We start from the raw sequence: 18533 nt of genomic DNA, 5'->3' as shown, positions 1-18533 counted from the left end.
CGATACACCGCCTTAGCTATCAAGGGATACGCTAATAAACCATGGAGTGGATACCCAACTAAAATTGAAATAAAAACACACGTGATTAGCTAAGATAAACACCCGCTTATCTTTCAAAAACCACACTCCCTTAAAGCACAGAAAAAGCATAATTAGAACTTAACCAAGGCTTAACACAAAGGGCTACTATCCAAAAATAAAAGTAGCCCTTTGTAATTCTTATTAAAGAGTTTTATTGCTCCTGTTCCTTATAGACAGGGCGTTTATCCTCAATATATTCCCCGAGTACCACAAGGTATTGTGTAGCTTGTTTTAATTCTTCTAATGCTTTGTAATACAAATCATAATTCTCGTTGACAAGTACGACATTCACGTGAAACGAGTACTCAAATACACTACCTGACAAAGGTACTGACTGTATTTTAGTTAAATTGAGCTCGTGAGAAGCTAATATCTCCAAGACCTTACTGAGTCTACCCTTTTTGTGATCTGTATAGAAGTAAAGCGTCGCTTTATTAAACCCCTTCACCTGTATTGGCTTGGTTCCCACTAGATAAAATCGCGTATAATTGTCATACACATCGTGTATATCCTCAGCTAATATCTCTAGATCATACATCTGAGCGGCCAATTTAGACCCAATCGAAGCCACACCGTGCATTTGTTTGTCTTGAATATTGCGCGCACAAGTCGCAGTATCATCCATCGCTAAGCGCTGCCAATGCTCGTAATTGTCCAAAAAGTTTTCACACTGCAACAGTGCCATGGGATGCGTGCGAACCTGGTGAATATCCTCTAATGTTTGTCCTTTGAGTGCCAAAAGGTTGTGCTTGATAGGCAGTGCTATTTCCCCACCGATATACAGTTTGTTTTTGGTCATCAATGAATAATTGGGCAATATAGAGCCCGCAATAGAGTTTTCGATAGCCATCATCCCGTAATCAACCGAGTGATTGACCACTTGTCTGACCAGTGAATTGAAAGTAGGACTATCAACGATGTCCACCTCTTGATCTTTAAAGAATCTCGTTACGGCTTCGTGGTGAAACGAACCTTTGATTCCTTGAATAATTACCGATTTCATCTTTTATCGTTATTTGGCGTTAAAACAGACTATCAAAGTTATAAGTTTTACTAGTATAGCCTAACTAAGTAATCGATTAATTTTTAAAAAAGTATCAATACACTATCAATCACAATAACAGCTGTTAAGAAATAAAGTCGCATTTCTTTAAAACAATAATTCGTACTACCTTTGCCCATTACCAAACTAAAGATGCTTGATTTGATGCAAAGACAATCCGCTATACTATTTATTTTTTTGCCCTTAATCTATTAGGATTGAGTGCTATTAGCTGTCAATCTGTAGAACATACCCATCAAGTAGATTTAGACAACCTCTATACCATACGCCTATACCATGACAACAGAGACTCCATCAGTCAGCAGTTAAAGCCTTGTTAATCAACAGTGCTAACAGACAAAAAAACGAGCAAATCCTCAATCTCTTAATAGAAAACAATGCCATCGAACACAAGGCTATTGTTCAAGAACGCCTACGCATATCCAAAGACTTACACGACAGTGTGGTCAATAGTGTCTTTGCCCTGCGATTTAACGTACAACAACTACAAGTTGAAGATCAACAGATGAAACAATCCTTAGTCAACGAATTGAGTAATCTAGAAGCTACAGTGCGCGGTATATCCCATTCTTTGGTCAAAAATAATATTGTCAATAATGGGTTCGAACAACTGCTCAGCGATCTTGTCGAGCGACAAATAAACCCTCACAATACAAAATTCACCCTACAGATAGACAAAGACTTACCCCTGAGCGACCTTAGCATTCAACAAAAAGCAAATATCTATCACATCTTACAGGAAGCCTTACAAAATGTAAACAAACACGCACAAGCCAATAAGTGTGAGGTAAGCATTAAATCTTATCACGATCAAATCCTCTTTAAGGTAAGCGACAATGGCAAGGGCATACAAAAAAATCAACTTTATAAGGGTATTGGCATACAGAATATGCACGAAAGAGCAGATCACATAGAAGCAGAGCTAACCATTTCTTCGGTTGCAGGTAAATATACACAGGTCTCTTTGATTGTTTAATTTACAATCAGCGCCTAGTTATTTTGACAAATAACAAAACCACACTTTTTCCCAATGCCAAAAAATAACTACCTACCTGAGGATCAAACAGCTACTGTTTCAAGAAAATAGAAGGGTTAAAACAAAGTACAAAAAACATATTACTCCTTTTATCAGTACAATAATCCAGGTCAAAATACGTTAAATATTAGCCTAGGTAAAGCCATAATTTGTATATTGCCTATAAAACAAACAACAAGATGAGAAAAATAGTACTAATAGCGAGCTTACTAATCAGTGGTGCATCATTTGCATCAATAACACCCAATATAAACACCGAAATTATGAACAAACAAAAAAAGGATAAAACCATTTATCAGTTTAAAGTAAAGGATATCAATGGAGATGAATTTGACTTTGCCACTTTAAAAGGTAAAAAAATCTTGATTGTCAACACAGCATCAGAATGTGGTCTTACCCCTCAATACAAACAACTACAAAGCATATATGACGAATTTGGAGCAGAGGACTTCATTATCGTTGGGTTCCCTGCCAATAATTTTGGCGCTCAAGAACCAGGTACAAACCAAGAAATTGCAACTTTTTGCCAAGCAAACTATGGGGTAACTTTCCCGATGATGGAAAAAATATCTGTAAAAGGAGATGATATCGCACCGATCTATGCTTTCCTTACTCAAAAAAGTCAAAATGGCTTTATCGATAGTACCGTGGAATGGAACTTTCAAAAGTACCTAATCGATGAAAAGGGGCATTTACAGGCAGTTATCAATCCTCGTATATTACCTACAGATCCTGAGATTAAAGACTGGATCAAAAACAAAATTACCGCAGAATAAACAGAGAAATTGCTTAGTTTGTTTGTATATTTGAGCTTTAGTTTTCTATTATGACTTATCCAGAAATACAATTAGCGCAAAGTATTATTCAAATCTGTAAAGCAAACAATCTTAAACATATTATCATCTCACCAGGATCACGCAATGCCCCATTAACTATAGGGTTTGCTAGTGATCCTTTTTTTATGTGTTACAGTATAGCCGACGAGCGTTGTGCTGCCTTTTTTGCAATGGGTATCGCTCAGCAAACCAATGAACCCACAGCTATAGTCTGTACTTCAGGTTCTGCCCTACTAAATTATTACCCTGCCGTAGCAGAAGCATTCTACAGTGAAATACCCCTAGTGGTTATTTCGGCTGATCGTCCAAGCTATAAAATAGATATTGGAGATGGGCAAACTATTCGTCAAAAAGATGTTTATGCCAATCACATACTACTGAGTGCCAATCTAACCGAACAGGCATCTCTAGTCAATGATACACTTATCAATAAAGCTATACATACGGCAAAAGCTAAGAGAGGTCCTGTACACATAAACGCTCCTTTTGAAGAGCCACTGTACAACACCGTAGAGCAACTAACAACAACCCCACAAATAGCCACATACCAAGAAAAAAACATTGAAGCTATAGACTATGACCACTATGTAAACACTTGGAATCAAGCACAGAAAAAACTAATCTTAGTCGGTGTTAATACTCCCCATAGCTTAAGTCAAATAATCTTGGAGCGTCTAGCTATTGACCCATCAGTGGTCGTACTAACCGAGACAACCTCTAACTTACACCACCCTAAATTTATCGAGCACATCGACCGGGTGATTACCACCTTTTCAGAAGAGGATTTCAAGGCCTTTGCCCCTGATATTCTAATCACCTTTGGAGGAATGGTGGTGAGTAAGCGCATCAAAGCTTGCCTGCGCAAGTATAAACCTAGTGAACATTGGCACATCGACTTGCAGAGACACTATGATACTTTTGATGCTTTGAGCCACAAAATTATTGATACACCAGCGCGCTTCTTTCAAAGCCTACTAGAACGTGTGAGCCTTACCCCTAGTAAGTATCAATCCTGGGCCTATTCTATTGCTAAACAAAGACAAGAGAAGCATCTAGCCTATATGCAACAAATTCCATATAGTGACTTGCAAGTATTTGAATGCCTGATGCAAACACTTCCAAAAAACTCCCAATTGCAAATCAGCAATAGCTCAGCAATACGCTACGCTCAGCTAGTACCTATCGATCCTAGTATCGTGGTATTCTGTAATCGCGGGACCAGCGGTATTGACGGAAGTACTTCAACAGCAATTGGGGCAGCAGTAGGTAGTGATCGCCCTACGGTACTAATCACAGGAGACATTAGCTTTCTATATGATAGTAACGCCCTTTGGAATGCTTATACACCAACAAACTTTAAGATCATTTTGTTAAACAACAAAGGAGGAGGTATCTTCCGTATTTTGCCAGGACATAAACAGACACCAGTGTTCAATACCTATTTTGAGACGACACATCAGCTGACCGCCCAGCACTTAGCTAAGATGTATAATTATGCCTATACTACTGTAGATAATCTAGCAGACCTAAAGAGTGTGCTTCCTAGTTTTTGGTCACAAAACAAAAAACCTTCTATCTTAGAAATTAGTACACCTACTGAGGTAAATGATCAAGTATTGCGTAATTACTTTCGCAATATGTAAAAAACACCTTTTTTTGTTTTTTGAGTTACAAATATTTTGAGTATATTGTACCTATAAAAAAAAATAAACAAAATAACTATGAGTAAAAGAGCTGAACTTATCGAAAAGTACGCTGCAGATTTAAAAGATAAATGCGGTGTAACTCCAAACATGGATTTACTAGAAAAAGTAACTATTGGATGTGGTCCTTCTATCTACAACAAGGATTCTTCGACAGTAGCTGGTACTTCTGAAACTGAGTTGGCAACGGTTAAAAACAATTTCTTAATCAAGAAATTAGGTTTACAAGACGGTCCTAAATTAGACCAGGCAATTGCTAAAGTAATGGATCAGTATGGACAATCAAACAGAAATAAATACAGAGCTGTTATTTATTATCTATTGACTGTTCACTTCAAAAAAGAAAGTGTTTACAATAAATAAGAGTGATTTTTCTATATTTAATACATAGAGCTATAAACTACTGGTTTGTAGCTCTATCTTATTATATACAAGCCGTAGAGTAAAGTGGTGAATATAAAGAGAGAGGCTACCTGAATCAGGTAGCCTCTCTCTTTATCACTTCAATAGATTATTTCTTCGCTAATCTATAATTCTCAGCTAATTCGCCTTCGATCACATTACCAGCAGTATCTAAAGCTAAGATACTTCCTTCCGCAACTTGGTATTGAGAAGTCTCTCCTGTTTCTGTTTTCAAAACAACGATACTTCCTTTGTCATTCCACGTGAACGCTCCTTTATCCTCAAACTTAGCGTCAGCTTTCTCTTGATATACAGTCACTTTAGAAAAAGTACCATCTTGATTTAATACGATAGTCGTTTCGATACCAGGACAATCAGCACAAGGAAGCACTCCTTGGTAAGTACCAGCCCAGTCAAGCGCGTTTTCAGATGTGTGATCATCTATCACAATTTCTTCTTTTATTACTTGTTCTACTTTTGTTTCAGCATCTGTTTTTTTATCGTTTTTACAACTTACAAAACCGATAGATAAGGCTAATGCAGCCACTACTAATACACTTTTTCTTTTCATAATTCATTTTTATTATTTGTATAAATATAAATAAGAAATCTACGATTGCCTACTGTCTAATGAGAATTTAAATAAATTTAACAACACGAGCTTTATTACAAAAAAAAAATAGGCTAAACATCAGTTTAACCTACTTTTATCAAATATATAAATAATTAAGTGCCTATTTTTTTTGTCTTACTTCATTGGCAAAATACTCTTCCCCGTCTGTTTTATAGACTTTAAAGCGTACTTGAAAATCCTCAGGTACATAAATAACTATTGGAAGCTTTCCGTTGTATCTCACTACTTCAGCTTGTGAACTTACAAACTCCATTCTTTTTGCTACATCAGGACATGCCATCATCGTTGAGGCAACATCACCCTGAGAAGCAAACTCATAATAACTATATCCCCATCCTTTTAAGTCCTTTTTCTCCAAAGTTCCACCAAGCATATATTTGTTACATCCGTCCACTTCGATGACTTTACCAATACTAAACTCTATCTTCTTGTTGTGGTCATTGTCCGAGTGAGGAACTTCAATTAATACTTGTTTGTAGCCTTTCTCTGGTTTAGGAAAGATAGATGCGTCTAATCTGTTTATTGTTTGTCCCATAGTCATTGTAGTGGCTGCCACAAATAAAGTTAAAACTGCTAAAATTTTTTTCATACTACTTTTACTTTTTCTAATTTTTCTTCTAGTAAAAATAGACATTATTCTACAATAGATTACCTTTTTAATAAACTATAACAACCCCTTTAACAGTTTTACAATTAAAAAAAAGAAGATTTCTAGCTCCATACCCCCCCTATAGTCTCCTTTTAGTCTTTTATTTCCCTATTTACTTTAACATTCTGCTAATACAAAAAGAACTTAACGAACAAAAAAACACCTTTCATTAAATAGTATTCAAACAAATCAACATAAATAGATAATAAATTCAAACAATCTAAGTATTATCAATAATTTACATAAAAACAATACACTATATTAGCTTTATACCAACCAACAAACATACTATTTATGAAAAAACTACTAACATTATTTGTATTATTTACCTTAGCGAGCTTCACGATTTCTTGTAGTAGTGATGACAACTCTAATCCAACGCCACCAGAGGTAGTAGATCCACAACCCGAAACAAAGGCTAATTTGGATCTAAGAAGTGATAAAAGTGTCTTATATGTAGGAGAAGAAGTCAAATTCACGGTCTATGAGGAAGGAGTAACAATCACAGACGCGAAAATTACATCAGCAGACGGAAATGTATTAGAATCGTATACATGGACGCCAACTACCGAAGGAGAATATAAATACATCGCCAAAAAAGAAAATTGTAAAGACAGTAATGAAGTCACTATCACTGTCGATAAAAAAGTATCTGCTAAGGGCAATGGAACCTTTACCTTTAAAGATAATCAGTATACTATTGACAACATTGAATTAGTGTTTACTGGCTACCGCAAAGATGGAGAAAGCGCATACGGCAAATGGTTGCTATCGGCAATGAATGACCAGCATCAGTATATAATTTCTTACATATTCGAAACACTGACGACCGCTGGAGAAAAAAACGAGCCACAATATGTATTACCGACCGTAGATAACTGTACTCCAACCATGCTAATCGTAGGAAAATACAATCCAGAAACCGATAGTGTACAAACAGAAGGAATTGCAGTTATGGACATGGCTAGCTCCATACATTTAGAAAAACAATTAAGTCGAGAAGTATATCAATCGACAATAGAAGTCACTTGTTCAAACGTTTCAGAGAGTCCATTTAAACTAAACTACGAAGGAGGAGTTAATTATTCCAATGATCGATAAACGAACACTATTTCATACTACATATTAATTATTATTAGTTAAATGCCTATAAAGTACTTATCGCTAAGCTTTATAGGCATTCTTAGCTATACTTTAAGTAAGAATACCATAGCACAATCAAAACAAAAAGGAAACTCAAAGAGAAAAAAAAAGGCTATTTAAGTGAGTTAAATAGCCTTTAATCTGTAATCAGATTGGTGTTTGTTGTTGTTTGCTGGAAAGCAGAATTTGTTAAATATTAAATAGCTAAGCTATTTCAAACAGTCATTTGTTATTGGCTACTGTTTGGCTTTCCTGTTTTGTTGTACAAGCTATATTACATTAATCGTGCCAAAAATAAAAACACTTTATTTTATTTAGCATTACCTCCCTTATACCCATAAGAAAAGCCCTCCGAATGGAGGGCTTTTCAAGGCTAATTTCTGTTAGTTTTATATCCTACAGCAGGATGGTCGAAAAAAAAATTGTTTTGTTGTTTGCGCCCAAAAGCACACTTGTTTTTATTATAATTCTGTTACAATAAATTCACTTCTTCGGTTGAGTTGGTGCTCTTCTACCGAGCACGGCACTCCATTGCTACAATTGTTTAGCAGTTGGCTCTCACCATACCCTTTGCCCGTTAGACGATCAGCTTGGATACCTTGCTGGATCATCCACTTGATCGTTGACTTAGCACGGCGATCAGACAGCTTCATGTTGTAAGCGTCATTTCCACGACTATCGGTATGCGAACGAACATCTACCTTCATCGTTGGGTAAGCTTTCATTACCTCTACCACCTTAGCTAGCTCAATAGCTGCATCAGGTCTGATATTTGACTTGTCAAAGTCAAAGTAGATCGGCTGTAGTTTAAGCTTTTTGAACAAATCATCATTTACCTTCACCGGCTCCATAATTGGGTCTAAACCTATATTTACGACGCGCTCACCGTTGGTGCGCTCCGGCTGTAAGACTAGCTCTACTGGCGTGTAGTTCTCTTTAACTGCTTGAAGGCGGTATTTCACCCCACATGCTTTACTTTTTGAGCGGTAACGTCCTTCTGCATCTGTATACAGTGTATCTACCGACTGATACATCGCATCGGATAGAATTACTTTAGCGTCTTTAAGCACCGCTTGGGTATGATTGTCGTAAACAATACCCGTGATCACTTGCTCACATGGCTTCTCTTTAAAGAAATAGATATCGTCTGAACCTTTACCTCCTTGACGGTTAGAACTCACAAAGCCCTTACCTGATGTTTGATTGATATAAAAACCAAAGTCATCCATGCTGCTGTTGATCGGGCTTCCCATATTGGTCACCTCTGAGATACTGCCATCAGCATTGATTCGCGATACAAACACATCTAATCCTCCCAGTCCCGGGTGTCCATCTGAGGCAAAGAACAATAGGTTTTCCTCTGATATAAACGGAAAAGTCTCACGACCTGATGTATTCACTACCGATCCTACATTCTCCGGCTCTGAGTATCCTCCTAGTTCGTAGATCGCTACTCTAAAGATATCCGATTGACCTAGGGTACCCTCTCTATCTGATGAAAAGTACAACCACTTGCCATCTGAAGTAAGTGCTGGGTGAGCCGTATTAAAATTATCTGAGTTAAAAGGCAATGCCTCTACGTTATCCCACTCTCCTTTATCGTTTAACCTCGCCTTGTAAATCTTTAGTAGAGATTCATTGGCTTTGTTTCTTTTTTTTCTTCCCGAAGTATTCGAGTTATTTCTGGTAAAGTACATTGTCTTTCCATCACTAGTAAACACGGCTGTAGCATCGTTTACCTTTGAATCTAAGTCCTTAGAAAACTTCTCTGGCTCAGAAAAGCTACCATCGGGGTTAATCTCACTGGTGTAAAGACTCGTATAACTCTCTCCTGTCCAAGAGTGAATGCGGCTTTTTGACTGAGTCGCTGTCTCTCTTGCAGAGGTAAATACTAGTTTGTTTTCTAACAAAGTTGCTCCGTAGTCAGAGTATTCAGAGTTTATTTCTAAATTCTGTACTTGGTAGCGCTCTGGCATTTCTTTGATTGACTCGCGGTAGTTTTTGTTCGCCTGGTATAGCGCTACTCTCGAGTCTTGCGCCTCTAATTTAGCAAACTCTGCCATTATCTGATCTGCTCTTTGGTAATCCTGCATCGCGCGCAGGGTCTGCGCGTAGCGATAGTAGTATTCCGAAGACAGTGATGAGATATCTTTATCTGGATAATCCGATTCGAATAACTGAGCATACCACTTATTGGCTGCTGTCAGTTTACCGTTAAAGTAATTGGCATCACCTAACTTTTGCAAAACAGAGGTATTGATGTGACCTTTCTCAGCGATGCGCTCATACACGCTAATCGCGTCGATATACGCCAAGGTTTCAAACTCCTTATCGGCTTTGCGCTCTTTAGCTATCTGACTATGACCTGTCAGCGCGCCACCTATAGTTAGCGCTAATAACAGCCCGATCTTCTGTATATTTCTTATCATTTCTTTTCGTTTTTGTGTTTAACTTGTCTCTAGAAGAAACGCGGTGCGTTGATCTTCCCTAGCCTATTAAACAAATCAAATCGAAGCACAATCTCGTGTGATCCTGAGTTATACGCGCGAAGCGCTGTAGTCTCAGCATCGTAACTATACCCCACAAAAAGGTTGTCGTTTACTTGGAAACCTGCCAATGCACTTATCGCTGCATCCCAACGGTAAGCTGCTCCTAAAGTTACCTTTTCAGCTATTAAGAAGTTAGCCGTTAGATCCACCTGAAGAGGTGCTCCACTAGTTGCCTTTGCCAAGAAAGCTGGCTTAAACTTCAAATTATCCGACAGGTCGAATACATATCCCCCCATAAGGAAGTAGTGCATCTTCTGACGCATCAAAACTGTCTCTTGTCCATCGTAGTTATCGTTGTACCTGTCGCGCTCCAATAGCATCGGTACCGATAGTCCTACATACGCCTTATCTGAGAATACGTACACACCTGCTCCAATGTTTGGGTTAAACTTGTTGCTAATATTCTCTTGAGACACAGGGTCTGCTGTGTTGTGAATACGAAGACTTTGATAATCTACACTTAAAAGATTAGCCGTGGTCTTTAATCCAAAGGCCATCTTATAGTCATAGTTTAAATCAATCGTGTAAGACAGGTCCACCGAAATCGTATTCTCGTCCATCACTCCTAAGCGATCGTTTATAAAGTTTACTCCAAGACCTAATCCCGACTCCCCTAGTGGAGTGGATACCGATACGTGCGCAGTCTTTGGTGCTCCTTCAAGGCCAACCCACTGGGTGCGGTATAGTCCAAAGATAGACAGGTTTGACTTTGACCCGACATAAGCTGGGTTGATAGCCCCTGTATTGTACATATACTGCGTGTATTGAGGGTCTTGTTGGGCATTGACCGTAAGACTACAGCCTAAGGCAATTAGGCTGAGTCCAATGGTTTTTATTGTTGTATGTATCTTCATGTAATCCGATTAATTTTAGTTTGTCTCTAGCTGTAGATAGCCCGATTTCTTGATCATGCGTGATCCGTATTGGTCTTTGTACTCGTAGTTGACAATGTAGTAGTAGGTACCTGTTGGCAACATCTCGTTTTTCTTCACCGTCACACGTCCATCAGAGTATCCTCTAAACACATTCCCTCTTGAGTTGTAACTATCCGTCTCGTAAACCTTCACTCCCCAACGGTTGTAGATCTCTACGTTGTTGTTTGGAAAGCGCTCAATATTGTCAATGATAAAGTAATCATTCTTATCATCGCCATTAGGAGATACTAAGTTGTAAATAACCACATCGCCGTCGAGGATCCAATCCGTCTTCACTGTCGCCAGGGTAAAGAAACCATACCCCTTTACCGTTGTAGGTGTGGTGATTTCTTTTTTGTCTAGATCCACAACTCCTCCTTCGTCTACCCACAGCCCTTGTTTTGCATCCCAGCGAACAATGTGTAGTTCCTTCTCTGGGTTTAAAAGAAGTTCCTCTGGTGTGGTACGCTCGTCCCAACTAAGGGTTAGCATCACATCTCCCTGTTTGTTATCAGACCCGCGCTGGATAGTCCAATACTCGCGTTTGTTTAGAATATTGATCACCCCTGATGTATTTGGTCTAGCCACAAAAAATTGTTTGTCGTCTAAGTCATACTTCCCTTCATAGGCATCTTTCTCATCTGCCGGAGCAGTGATGCGCGCATAGCGGTAAAAACCTTTGTCCCCTTTAGGATACTGAAACTCTTGGTTTCCTACCTTCTCTACCACTCCCTCTGCATGAGAGTTATCGCTCGGATCAATAGCCTCTGCCTCTTGATGGAAGGTTAGCATTCCTGCTAAAGAGTCCACTACTATTATCCCATCTCTGAAGTCTACCGATCCGTAAACATTGGCTTCGTTCTTTAAGTCAAAAGCCATCGCTGGAGCGTCGTTGTTTAAAATAACGTGGTAAAAGTCAGATGGTTTACTCCCGGAAATCAATTGGCTTCCACTGGTCTCTAAACGAGTAAAAAATGCTTTTGAATCCGTAGCATCTGCACTGTGGCTATAAATATTATCGTTGTTGAAATTGCTGTAAAAGTAGATACTACCATCATTGGTGGTGTACCCCTGAGCTGTGTTGTCAAAGTCGTAAGTCGTCGATAAGATTCCTGTTTCAGATACCGAAATAACTCCTTCGTTGATCAGCTTTTCTTTTATCTGGCTTTGACCTAGCACACTACTAGGCAAAGCTGATAATAAAGCAATTGTTATATAGTTGAATTTCATAATTATTGCATTTTTTGGTAAATCATCGGATTGGTTAATAGAAGGCCATCCGCTTTCAAAGGAACAAAAGTATGCTGCGCTCTATTAGCATCCCAACCTTCATCTCCTTCTTTATAAGGTGTTGGATCTATAGATAACACCTCTATTTCACGCTGAGAGTTTGGTAGTTTTCCAACAGCCTTAACAATAGCACGATTATAAACTCCCTTATTATTGTATATATCTTCACTTGTTACATTATACAACACTGTAAAAGTCCAAGTCTCGTTTCTATCCAATATTCCATTGTTGTTCAAATCACCACTTAAGCTAACTCCTGATTGAATTGGCTGATGAGTTACTTGATCCAGCTTGATATTAAAACCAAATAAAGGGTCAACAATTTCCAAATCATGAACTTCCATATCTCCTAAGTTTTTGACTTTAAAAGCATATTGAATCGACTCTCCTATTTGCGCATAACCATCTTTGCTTTCATCTATGAAAGCTCCCTCTTTTTCAAGTGTAAGCGTCTCACATTCTTTAGCTTGCTGACCATACCCAAAACCATACATCATAGTTTGACCAATCACATTTTGTGTTACATCGACCACATTAGCATCCTTAGCTGTTCCAGTAGATATCCAATGTATAGACTGTAATGAAACTACACTCTTAGTATTAGTATCAAAAACTTCTAATTCTTCCAGATTAGCATCCGTTTTTCTTTTACCATACAATTTAACATTCCCCCACTTATCAATAATAACACGAATAACCGGTGTTGGATTATTAAATCGATCTACTAAGTCTAAATGAGTATTATCATCCTCTATTCCATTAGAATGCTTGTTAATATTCCATACTGAATCAACTCCCCCATCGCCATATCTCTTTTTATCAGATTTAAAGCGAACATTACGTTTTGCACTTCCCGTTTCAAACTCAAATTCTTCTGTATGTAAGGGTACTCCATTAATTACCATATTAAAAGAGTTGTCTAATCTATATAAATCAACGACAAACCCTCCATCAGTAGCTGGTTGTACAATTTGTTCAACAACTTGAGTTCCATTAGTTTTTTCTCCTGATTCATATAACCATCCAAAACCTTTACCAACAACATCTAAATAACATTCATCTGCACAAGTAATATGAGAGACATTAATGCCACATTGATTGTTTTGTGTACGTTTTGAAAAAGTTATATTATCGATAAGGGTATGACCAAAACCTTTACCAGTTTCAAGCGCTCTATCCTGACTACCTCGAATAGCGATTTTTACCTTTCTCCCCATAACATCAACACATTCCGCTTCTGAAAACGTAAAACTCGCACTAAGCGGTATCCATCCTAAGCTAAACCCTGTTGGATTACTTCCCTCTGGCAAACCTACTCCTGTATACTTTAAAGGAACGGAAGCATAGATATGCCCATTTTCAACATCAACTACATCCATAATCATATAGTCTTTGTCGTGATAGGTTACATAAGAATAAATATCTAAAGTATACACTCTATCCTTTTCAATTAAACCTGGAACATCAAACTCGTAAAACGGTTTAATACTTTGAGAAGCTGAAGCTGCCCCACGTATTAAGAAAGCCGAGCCGTTAACAGCACCTGACATATCTCTAATAGCACCCGGGGTATCCCAAGCAGGAGTCCAGTCATATGTACTATTTGGATCATTAGGATCGTAACTTTCCGCATTTGGAACCCACAAACCATTGTGCCAAGAGTCAGTAGTTGGAATACCCATCTGTACATATCCTGGAGGATTCACTGAATAGTATCCATCTTTAATACGAGCTACAGAAGCTTTTTCACCATGACCATAATTTGCTGAAGAATATTTTACATCATTAATTCCAGGTGCAAAAAGATAAGAACTTGAAGCCCCTCCTTTTGGTCCTTGTCTTTTTATTGAACCATCTGCATTCTTTAAAATCTCCCCATTTGCGCCAATGCTGATTGAAGGTTGTTTTACCCAATCGGTTCTACCTGAGTTTTTATTCCAAAATCCGCGATCAAAATCCTCAAAATAAAGTATTTCATCAACACATTCACCCAGCGCCATAAATACAGATTCTTGAATATTATTACATCCAATTGATCCACTACCTCCAGGTAAATTACTTGAATCATTGTTATAACATTCGTAATGTGGGTTTGTAGGCAATGTTCCCAAATCATTGTTAGTAGCATCTGGATCAATTACATCAGCTGGTCTTAAAATAGTTGACTCTGCAATCATAGACCCTGTCATACCGTTTAACACACCTTCTATAGTATAAGTAACAGAACATCCATTTGGCAATTGTAGTTCTGAACGAAAAGTACGTGTTAAAGGATCATAACTTAGCGCTACAGATTCCGATGCGTTTTCGGTGCGACAATTAAAAACTGCCTTAACACTTGAAGGAGAAACTACATCAACTCCAGGAGGAACTGTGAAAGTAAAAGGAGCTCCTTTTATTCCATTTTTAGTATCAGCGATAATATCAGACGGGCCATTATTTCCAGCTGTAACAACATACTTTATACGATCACCTTTGTGGCCCGTTGTTTTTTTGGAATCTCCAGATATGGTAGTTTTTAACTCTGTATAAAGATCAGCCTGTTTAATAACTACCTCTGTCTTTAATTCTTTTTTATTTCCCATTCTAAAAGTCCATGTATCCATCGACTTTTTATCGCCAAAAGTTCCCTCTGCTCCAGAACCTCCTTGCCCCCATTTATGTCCGTTAATATTACTACTAATCCCTTTATTACCAGGCGTTAGATGTGAGTTTTTAATAGGATTAACTTTATTTCCTATCGGGGTATTATACCAAGTACCAGAATAATAAAAATATTCAATATCAGAATCATCCCAATACACCAAATCAGATATAATGCGTGACTCATTTCTATAATCAAGTAACTCAATAGCAATTCCTCCCATATTATATTCAATATCAAAGAAAGGGAAATGCACCTCTGCACCTTGAAGCTGAACATTAACATCTACTGGAATAGTACCTTGAAGTGATTTTCCCTGTTCATCTTTTCCGTCCCAATGTACTTTGTTATGTCCCAGTACTGTCTCTCCTTTAAGTTTCTTAGATATAGTGCCATTATAGACAATATCAATAGTAAACTGCTGTCCACTTATGGGAGCATCAAATTCTATATAACCGCCTTTATGTCCAAAAGCACCTACTGTACCCTCCGCACCAACAATCTTCACACCTGTTACTTCTGGCTCTATAACAGTTGGATTTAACCAAGTTTCAACTCTTGAATTACCCGAAAACACAGCAACCTTAGCCATTTTAGGCATATCCTTAGCGGGAAGTGAGTAATAAATCTTATGCGTAATATTAGAAGCATCATCTACAGCATTCGGATTATGAATATTATAAATAACCTCTGAAGCTTGTTTATTCATACTCTTATAATATGGTTTCTTAGAATTGTAATCAAAAAAACCTTTATTATTTACAAAAAATGACCACACAATACCAGATGTACCATTGTGTTTAACGCGATAAGTAAAACCATCATTAGTACGCACATAAAACTGACCATTAAACTCCACATTTTGATAATTATTTCCGCTAGGAAAATTACCGTTAGTTAGATTTAAATTTGTCGCATACACCCTACCCTCTACAAATGCATTCTTCGCTTTATTGATTACTGATACATCCCACGCACGAATGGCAGCATCATTACCTTGCCACCAATTATTATCTGCCTCAATAACAGGTCCATGTTCTGTGTTATTTCTTGAAGTAAATTCAACTCTATAGATTCCCTCTCCCCCAGCTGGTACCAAATATCTAATAGGCTCGTAACCATTACTACTATCTTTCTTTAACTTCGGTCCAGCTAATTCCAATTGGCGATCAGCTATTCGTCCTTCTGTACGATTATCATTAACTACTTTAACACCTGAAGGAGAATATAATGTTATTCCTCCATCTGCACCTGCACCTATCCAACTTGAAGTCCCTTGCGCAGAAGAGGCTAATGTAATTGTTTCTCCTTCTTTAGCATAAACGTAATGTGCACCTTCATTTGCAAAAGGAATTGACTCACCAGCTGCGAAACCTTTGCCTAAAAGCATCGCTCTATGGCCTGTAACTCCACTTGGATAAAGTGTACGCGAACCATCTGCCCATGCAATAGCTCCAACCCCAAGTGTAACACAAAGGGTCAATGCTATTTTCTTTATATTTCTTTTTAAATTATATATCATTTGTAATATTCATTAATTAGCAAAAGAAGTGCCTTAAATACTATATCGTACTAAGACACTTAACATTTCATCCCGTTATTTGATTACAAACACGATATTCATATACGAAGCAGGAGTAGCTGTACCGATGATATCATACTTCAATACTCCGTTTTCATCAATACTAATATTAGCAAATACTTTTGTATCGTAATAGGTTACATAGTAGTATAGCTCACCTCTTTCATATACATCCATCTTTTCAGGTGCTCCCTTACTTCCAATTACTCCACCAGTATATGGCATTGTAGAACCACTTGCTCCATGTGCGATATTATATACTCCTGTTTGTCCACCAGTAAACTGGTTCACATAGTCTTGATATAAATCTCTTGTTAAATCTTTTTTTGCAGTCTTCGTATCGAAAATAACCGCTGGCATATAGAAAAACTGAGGAGCTACTTTCTTGCGCTCTACTGTTTTTAACACACCTGTGTTATCTGCAACTACTAATTTATCTTCTTGAGCATTTCCTTTGAAGTTATTAATCTTTTTAGCTTGTACAGCTCCATTTGCTTTAATTACAACATGTTCATCGTACTCAAGGTTATTTTCACCTTCAATAGTATAACGATTTCCTAATGTGATAACCTGATCTTTTCCTGCCGAGATCCATAACCCTTTTATTGCATTACTATTAATTTCAGATTTATCTTTTTTATGAAATAATTGCAATTTTGACTCAGCGTCATTAAAACGCGATTCATTTGTTATTAAATTAATGGAAGAAGTTGTGTTACCATACATATTGATTCCTGTATGATACTCATCATAAGTGAATCTATGGCTTTGACCTTCTTTTTCAAATTTCAAAACATTAAAATCTCCAAAGTCTACAGTACGATTCGCAGTTAACATCCCATCATGCGTATAGATATTCTTCATCTCTGCTGGAGTCGTCCAAGTAGTGCTTGACCCATCTTCTCCTACTGTTAATACTTGTCCTTTAGTAGCACCTTCAGTGTCAATTGCTACTTTATAATCTGTTGTATTAGCAGTTGTAGTTGTATCAGGAGTAACTTTTACCCCTGCTCCCTGTGATACAGTCGTAAGTTTCTGAGCTGCTTGGATAGCCTGATTCGAAACGTTTACTTTATATTCCGTTGTATTACTCCCTACTGGATAAACAGATGAAGTAACTGTAGTATTTACACCATCAGCTACTGTAGTGATTTTCTGTCCTGCTTGGATAGCTGGTGTTAGGTCTAAACCTTCCCCTGCTTTACCGTTAACAGTTGTAACTAATTTATTATCAACTATAGTATTTCCAATTGTATTGACAATTTCAGCTGTACCCGAAACATCATTAACATTAGATGTCATTGTGTTTCCAGTAGAGGTTAAGGTATTTGTCGTCGTTGGAGAAATTACTGATTGATCTACCCAAGTAGTTCCATTACCATCAGCATTTGTTACCATCACTTGATTAGCTCCACCGTGTGTAATCGAAAGAGTTACATCTTTTAATACAGCTCCGGCACCATTATCTGTCCCCTCTACTGTAATTCCAGTTCCTGTAATTCCCTTAGCTTTAGTAATTACATCAGGAGTGATACTTGTTGGTACCCATTCTCCATTCACAAAAGTCAACACTTGATTAGCTGTTGGATCGACATTAGATATAGAAGTCCCTTGTAAAGCGACAACCTTCGTTTCTCCTGTTTTTCCAGTTACATCACCAGCTAGGGTAATCTCTGTAATACTTGACTGCTGAGCAAAACGCACCCATTTTGCACCATCCCAATAGTAGTAACCTGGAGTAACGTCTGTTGCTGTTCCTTTAGTAGTCGTGGCTTGGTTATACACCATTAATGATTTTAAAGGATCATTGATTGGTGTCTTACCATTTGTTGTTTCCACTAAATCCACACGCGGTATCAACAATCCTCTTTTTGAGGATTGTATATCTACTGCTGCTGATCTATGTGGTTTGTCTGTACCGAACCCCTGTTGTGCTTGAACACTTTGTGTCCCTAATAAAAGCAATAAACTAAGTCCGGCAAATCCTATATATGTCTTTTTCATCTT

The 18533-nt window shown here is 37.7% G+C and carries 13 protein-coding genes; 5 read left to right on the top strand and 8 right to left on the bottom strand.

The features are described 5' to 3' along the window. Nucleotides 1-232: 232 nt before the first annotated feature. Nucleotides 233-1084: a prephenate dehydratase gene (locus GJV77_RS07390; protein WP_155035737.1), complete on the bottom strand. Its 852-nt coding sequence runs from the start codon at nt 1082-1084 to the stop codon at nt 233-235. A gap of 373 nt (nt 1085-1457) precedes the next feature. Between GJV77_RS07390 and GJV77_RS07385 the strand changes: the two genes are divergently transcribed. From GJV77_RS07385 to GJV77_RS07370, 4 genes are all read left to right on the top strand, one after another. Beyond that, nucleotides 1458-2120, top strand: coding sequence for a sensor histidine kinase (locus GJV77_RS07385; protein ID WP_155035736.1), 663 nt, complete (start codon nt 1458-1460; stop codon nt 2118-2120). A 239-nt stretch (nt 2121-2359) separates the two neighbouring features. Then, nucleotides 2360-2956, top strand: a complete 597-nt coding sequence (locus GJV77_RS07380) for a glutathione peroxidase (protein WP_155035735.1) — start codon at nt 2360-2362, stop codon at nt 2954-2956. A 50-nt stretch (nt 2957-3006) separates the two neighbouring features. Further along, a complete protein-coding gene (gene menD, locus GJV77_RS07375) occupies nt 3007-4659 on the top strand; it encodes a 2-succinyl-5-enolpyruvyl-6-hydroxy-3-cyclohexene-1-carboxylic-acid synthase (protein ID WP_155035734.1) in 1653 nt (550 codons plus the stop codon). Between the two features lie 78 nt (nt 4660-4737). Then, nucleotides 4738-5082, top strand: a complete 345-nt coding sequence (locus tag GJV77_RS07370; protein ID WP_155035733.1) for a DUF2853 family protein — start codon at nt 4738-4740, stop codon at nt 5080-5082. Between the two features lie 148 nt (nt 5083-5230). On the opposite strand, the gene GJV77_RS07365 is transcribed toward GJV77_RS07370, so the two are convergent. Beyond that, the gene (locus tag GJV77_RS07365; RefSeq protein ID WP_155035732.1) at nt 5231-5692 is read right to left on the bottom strand and encodes a copper resistance protein NlpE; all 462 of its coding nucleotides are present in this window, start codon (nt 5690-5692) and stop codon (nt 5231-5233) included. Between the two features lie 163 nt (nt 5693-5855). Next, the gene (locus GJV77_RS07360) at nt 5856-6344 is read right to left on the bottom strand and encodes an ecotin (protein ID WP_155035731.1); all 489 of its coding nucleotides are present in this window, start codon (nt 6342-6344) and stop codon (nt 5856-5858) included. A gap of 354 nt (nt 6345-6698) precedes the next feature. Between GJV77_RS07360 and GJV77_RS07355 the strand changes: the two genes are divergently transcribed. Then, nucleotides 6699-7505 (top strand): hypothetical protein, encoded by an 807-nt coding sequence (locus GJV77_RS07355; protein ID WP_155035730.1) that lies wholly within the window; start codon nt 6699-6701, stop codon nt 7503-7505. Nucleotides 7506-8008: 503 nt separating this feature from the next. Here GJV77_RS07355 and GJV77_RS07350 read toward each other — a convergent pair. From GJV77_RS07350 to GJV77_RS07330, 5 genes are all read right to left on the bottom strand, one after another. Next, nucleotides 8009-9976 (bottom strand): OmpA family protein, encoded by a 1968-nt coding sequence (locus tag GJV77_RS07350; protein ID WP_155035729.1) that lies wholly within the window; start codon nt 9974-9976, stop codon nt 8009-8011. 29 nt (nt 9977-10005) lie between these two features. After that, a complete protein-coding gene (locus GJV77_RS07345) occupies nt 10006-10950 on the bottom strand; it encodes a PorP/SprF family type IX secretion system membrane protein (RefSeq protein WP_155035728.1) in 945 nt (314 codons plus the stop codon). A gap of 15 nt (nt 10951-10965) precedes the next feature. Then, nucleotides 10966-12240 carry a gliding motility-associated C-terminal domain-containing protein gene (locus GJV77_RS07340; RefSeq protein WP_155035727.1) on the bottom strand — a complete coding sequence of 425 codons (1275 nt, stop codon included), beginning with the start codon at nt 12238-12240 and terminating at the stop codon, nt 10966-10968. 2 nt (nt 12241-12242) lie between these two features. Next, nucleotides 12243-16466: a DUF7507 domain-containing protein gene (locus GJV77_RS07335; protein WP_155035726.1), complete on the bottom strand. Its 4224-nt coding sequence runs from the start codon at nt 16464-16466 to the stop codon at nt 12243-12245. 75 nt (nt 16467-16541) lie between these two features. Beyond that, the gene (locus GJV77_RS07330) at nt 16542-18530 is read right to left on the bottom strand and encodes a hypothetical protein (protein ID WP_155035725.1); all 1989 of its coding nucleotides are present in this window, start codon (nt 18528-18530) and stop codon (nt 16542-16544) included. Nucleotides 18531-18533 lie beyond the last annotated feature (3 nt).

Source organism: Myroides pelagicus (assembly GCF_009711055.1).
GTDB classification, from domain to species: domain Bacteria; phylum Bacteroidota; class Bacteroidia; order Flavobacteriales; family Flavobacteriaceae; genus Flavobacterium; species Flavobacterium pelagicum.
This window is presented reverse-complemented; position numbering and strand designations above follow the sequence as displayed.

Excerpts from the sequence above, each read along its gene's own strand:
- GJV77_RS07390 (WP_155035737.1), bottom strand. The coding sequence starts at position 1,084 with ATGAAATCGGTAATTATTCAAGGAATCAAAGGTTCGTTTCACCACGAA.
- GJV77_RS07380 (WP_155035735.1), top strand. The coding sequence starts at position 2,360 with ATGAGAAAAATAGTACTAATAGCGAGCTTACTAATCAGTGGTGCATCA.
- menD (WP_155035734.1), top strand. The coding sequence starts at position 3,007 with ATGACTTATCCAGAAATACAATTAGCGCAAAGTATTATTCAAATCTGT.
- GJV77_RS07370 (WP_155035733.1), top strand. The coding sequence starts at position 4,738 with ATGAGTAAAAGAGCTGAACTTATCGAAAAGTACGCTGCAGATTTAAAA.
- GJV77_RS07365 (WP_155035732.1), bottom strand. The coding sequence starts at position 5,692 with ATGAAAAGAAAAAGTGTATTAGTAGTGGCTGCATTAGCCTTATCTATC.
- GJV77_RS07360 (WP_155035731.1), bottom strand. The coding sequence starts at position 6,344 with ATGAAAAAAATTTTAGCAGTTTTAACTTTATTTGTGGCAGCCACTACA.
- GJV77_RS07355 (WP_155035730.1), top strand. The coding sequence starts at position 6,699 with ATGAAAAAACTACTAACATTATTTGTATTATTTACCTTAGCGAGCTTC.
- GJV77_RS07350 (WP_155035729.1), bottom strand. The coding sequence starts at position 9,976 with ATGATAAGAAATATACAGAAGATCGGGCTGTTATTAGCGCTAACTATA.
- GJV77_RS07345 (WP_155035728.1), bottom strand. The coding sequence starts at position 10,950 with ATGAAGATACATACAACAATAAAAACCATTGGACTCAGCCTAATTGCC.
- GJV77_RS07340 (WP_155035727.1), bottom strand. The coding sequence starts at position 12,240 with ATGAAATTCAACTATATAACAATTGCTTTATTATCAGCTTTGCCTAGT.
- GJV77_RS07335 (WP_155035726.1), bottom strand. The coding sequence starts at position 16,466 with ATGATATATAATTTAAAAAGAAATATAAAGAAAATAGCATTGACCCTT.
- GJV77_RS07330 (WP_155035725.1), bottom strand. The coding sequence starts at position 18,530 with ATGAAAAAGACATATATAGGATTTGCCGGACTTAGTTTATTGCTTTTA.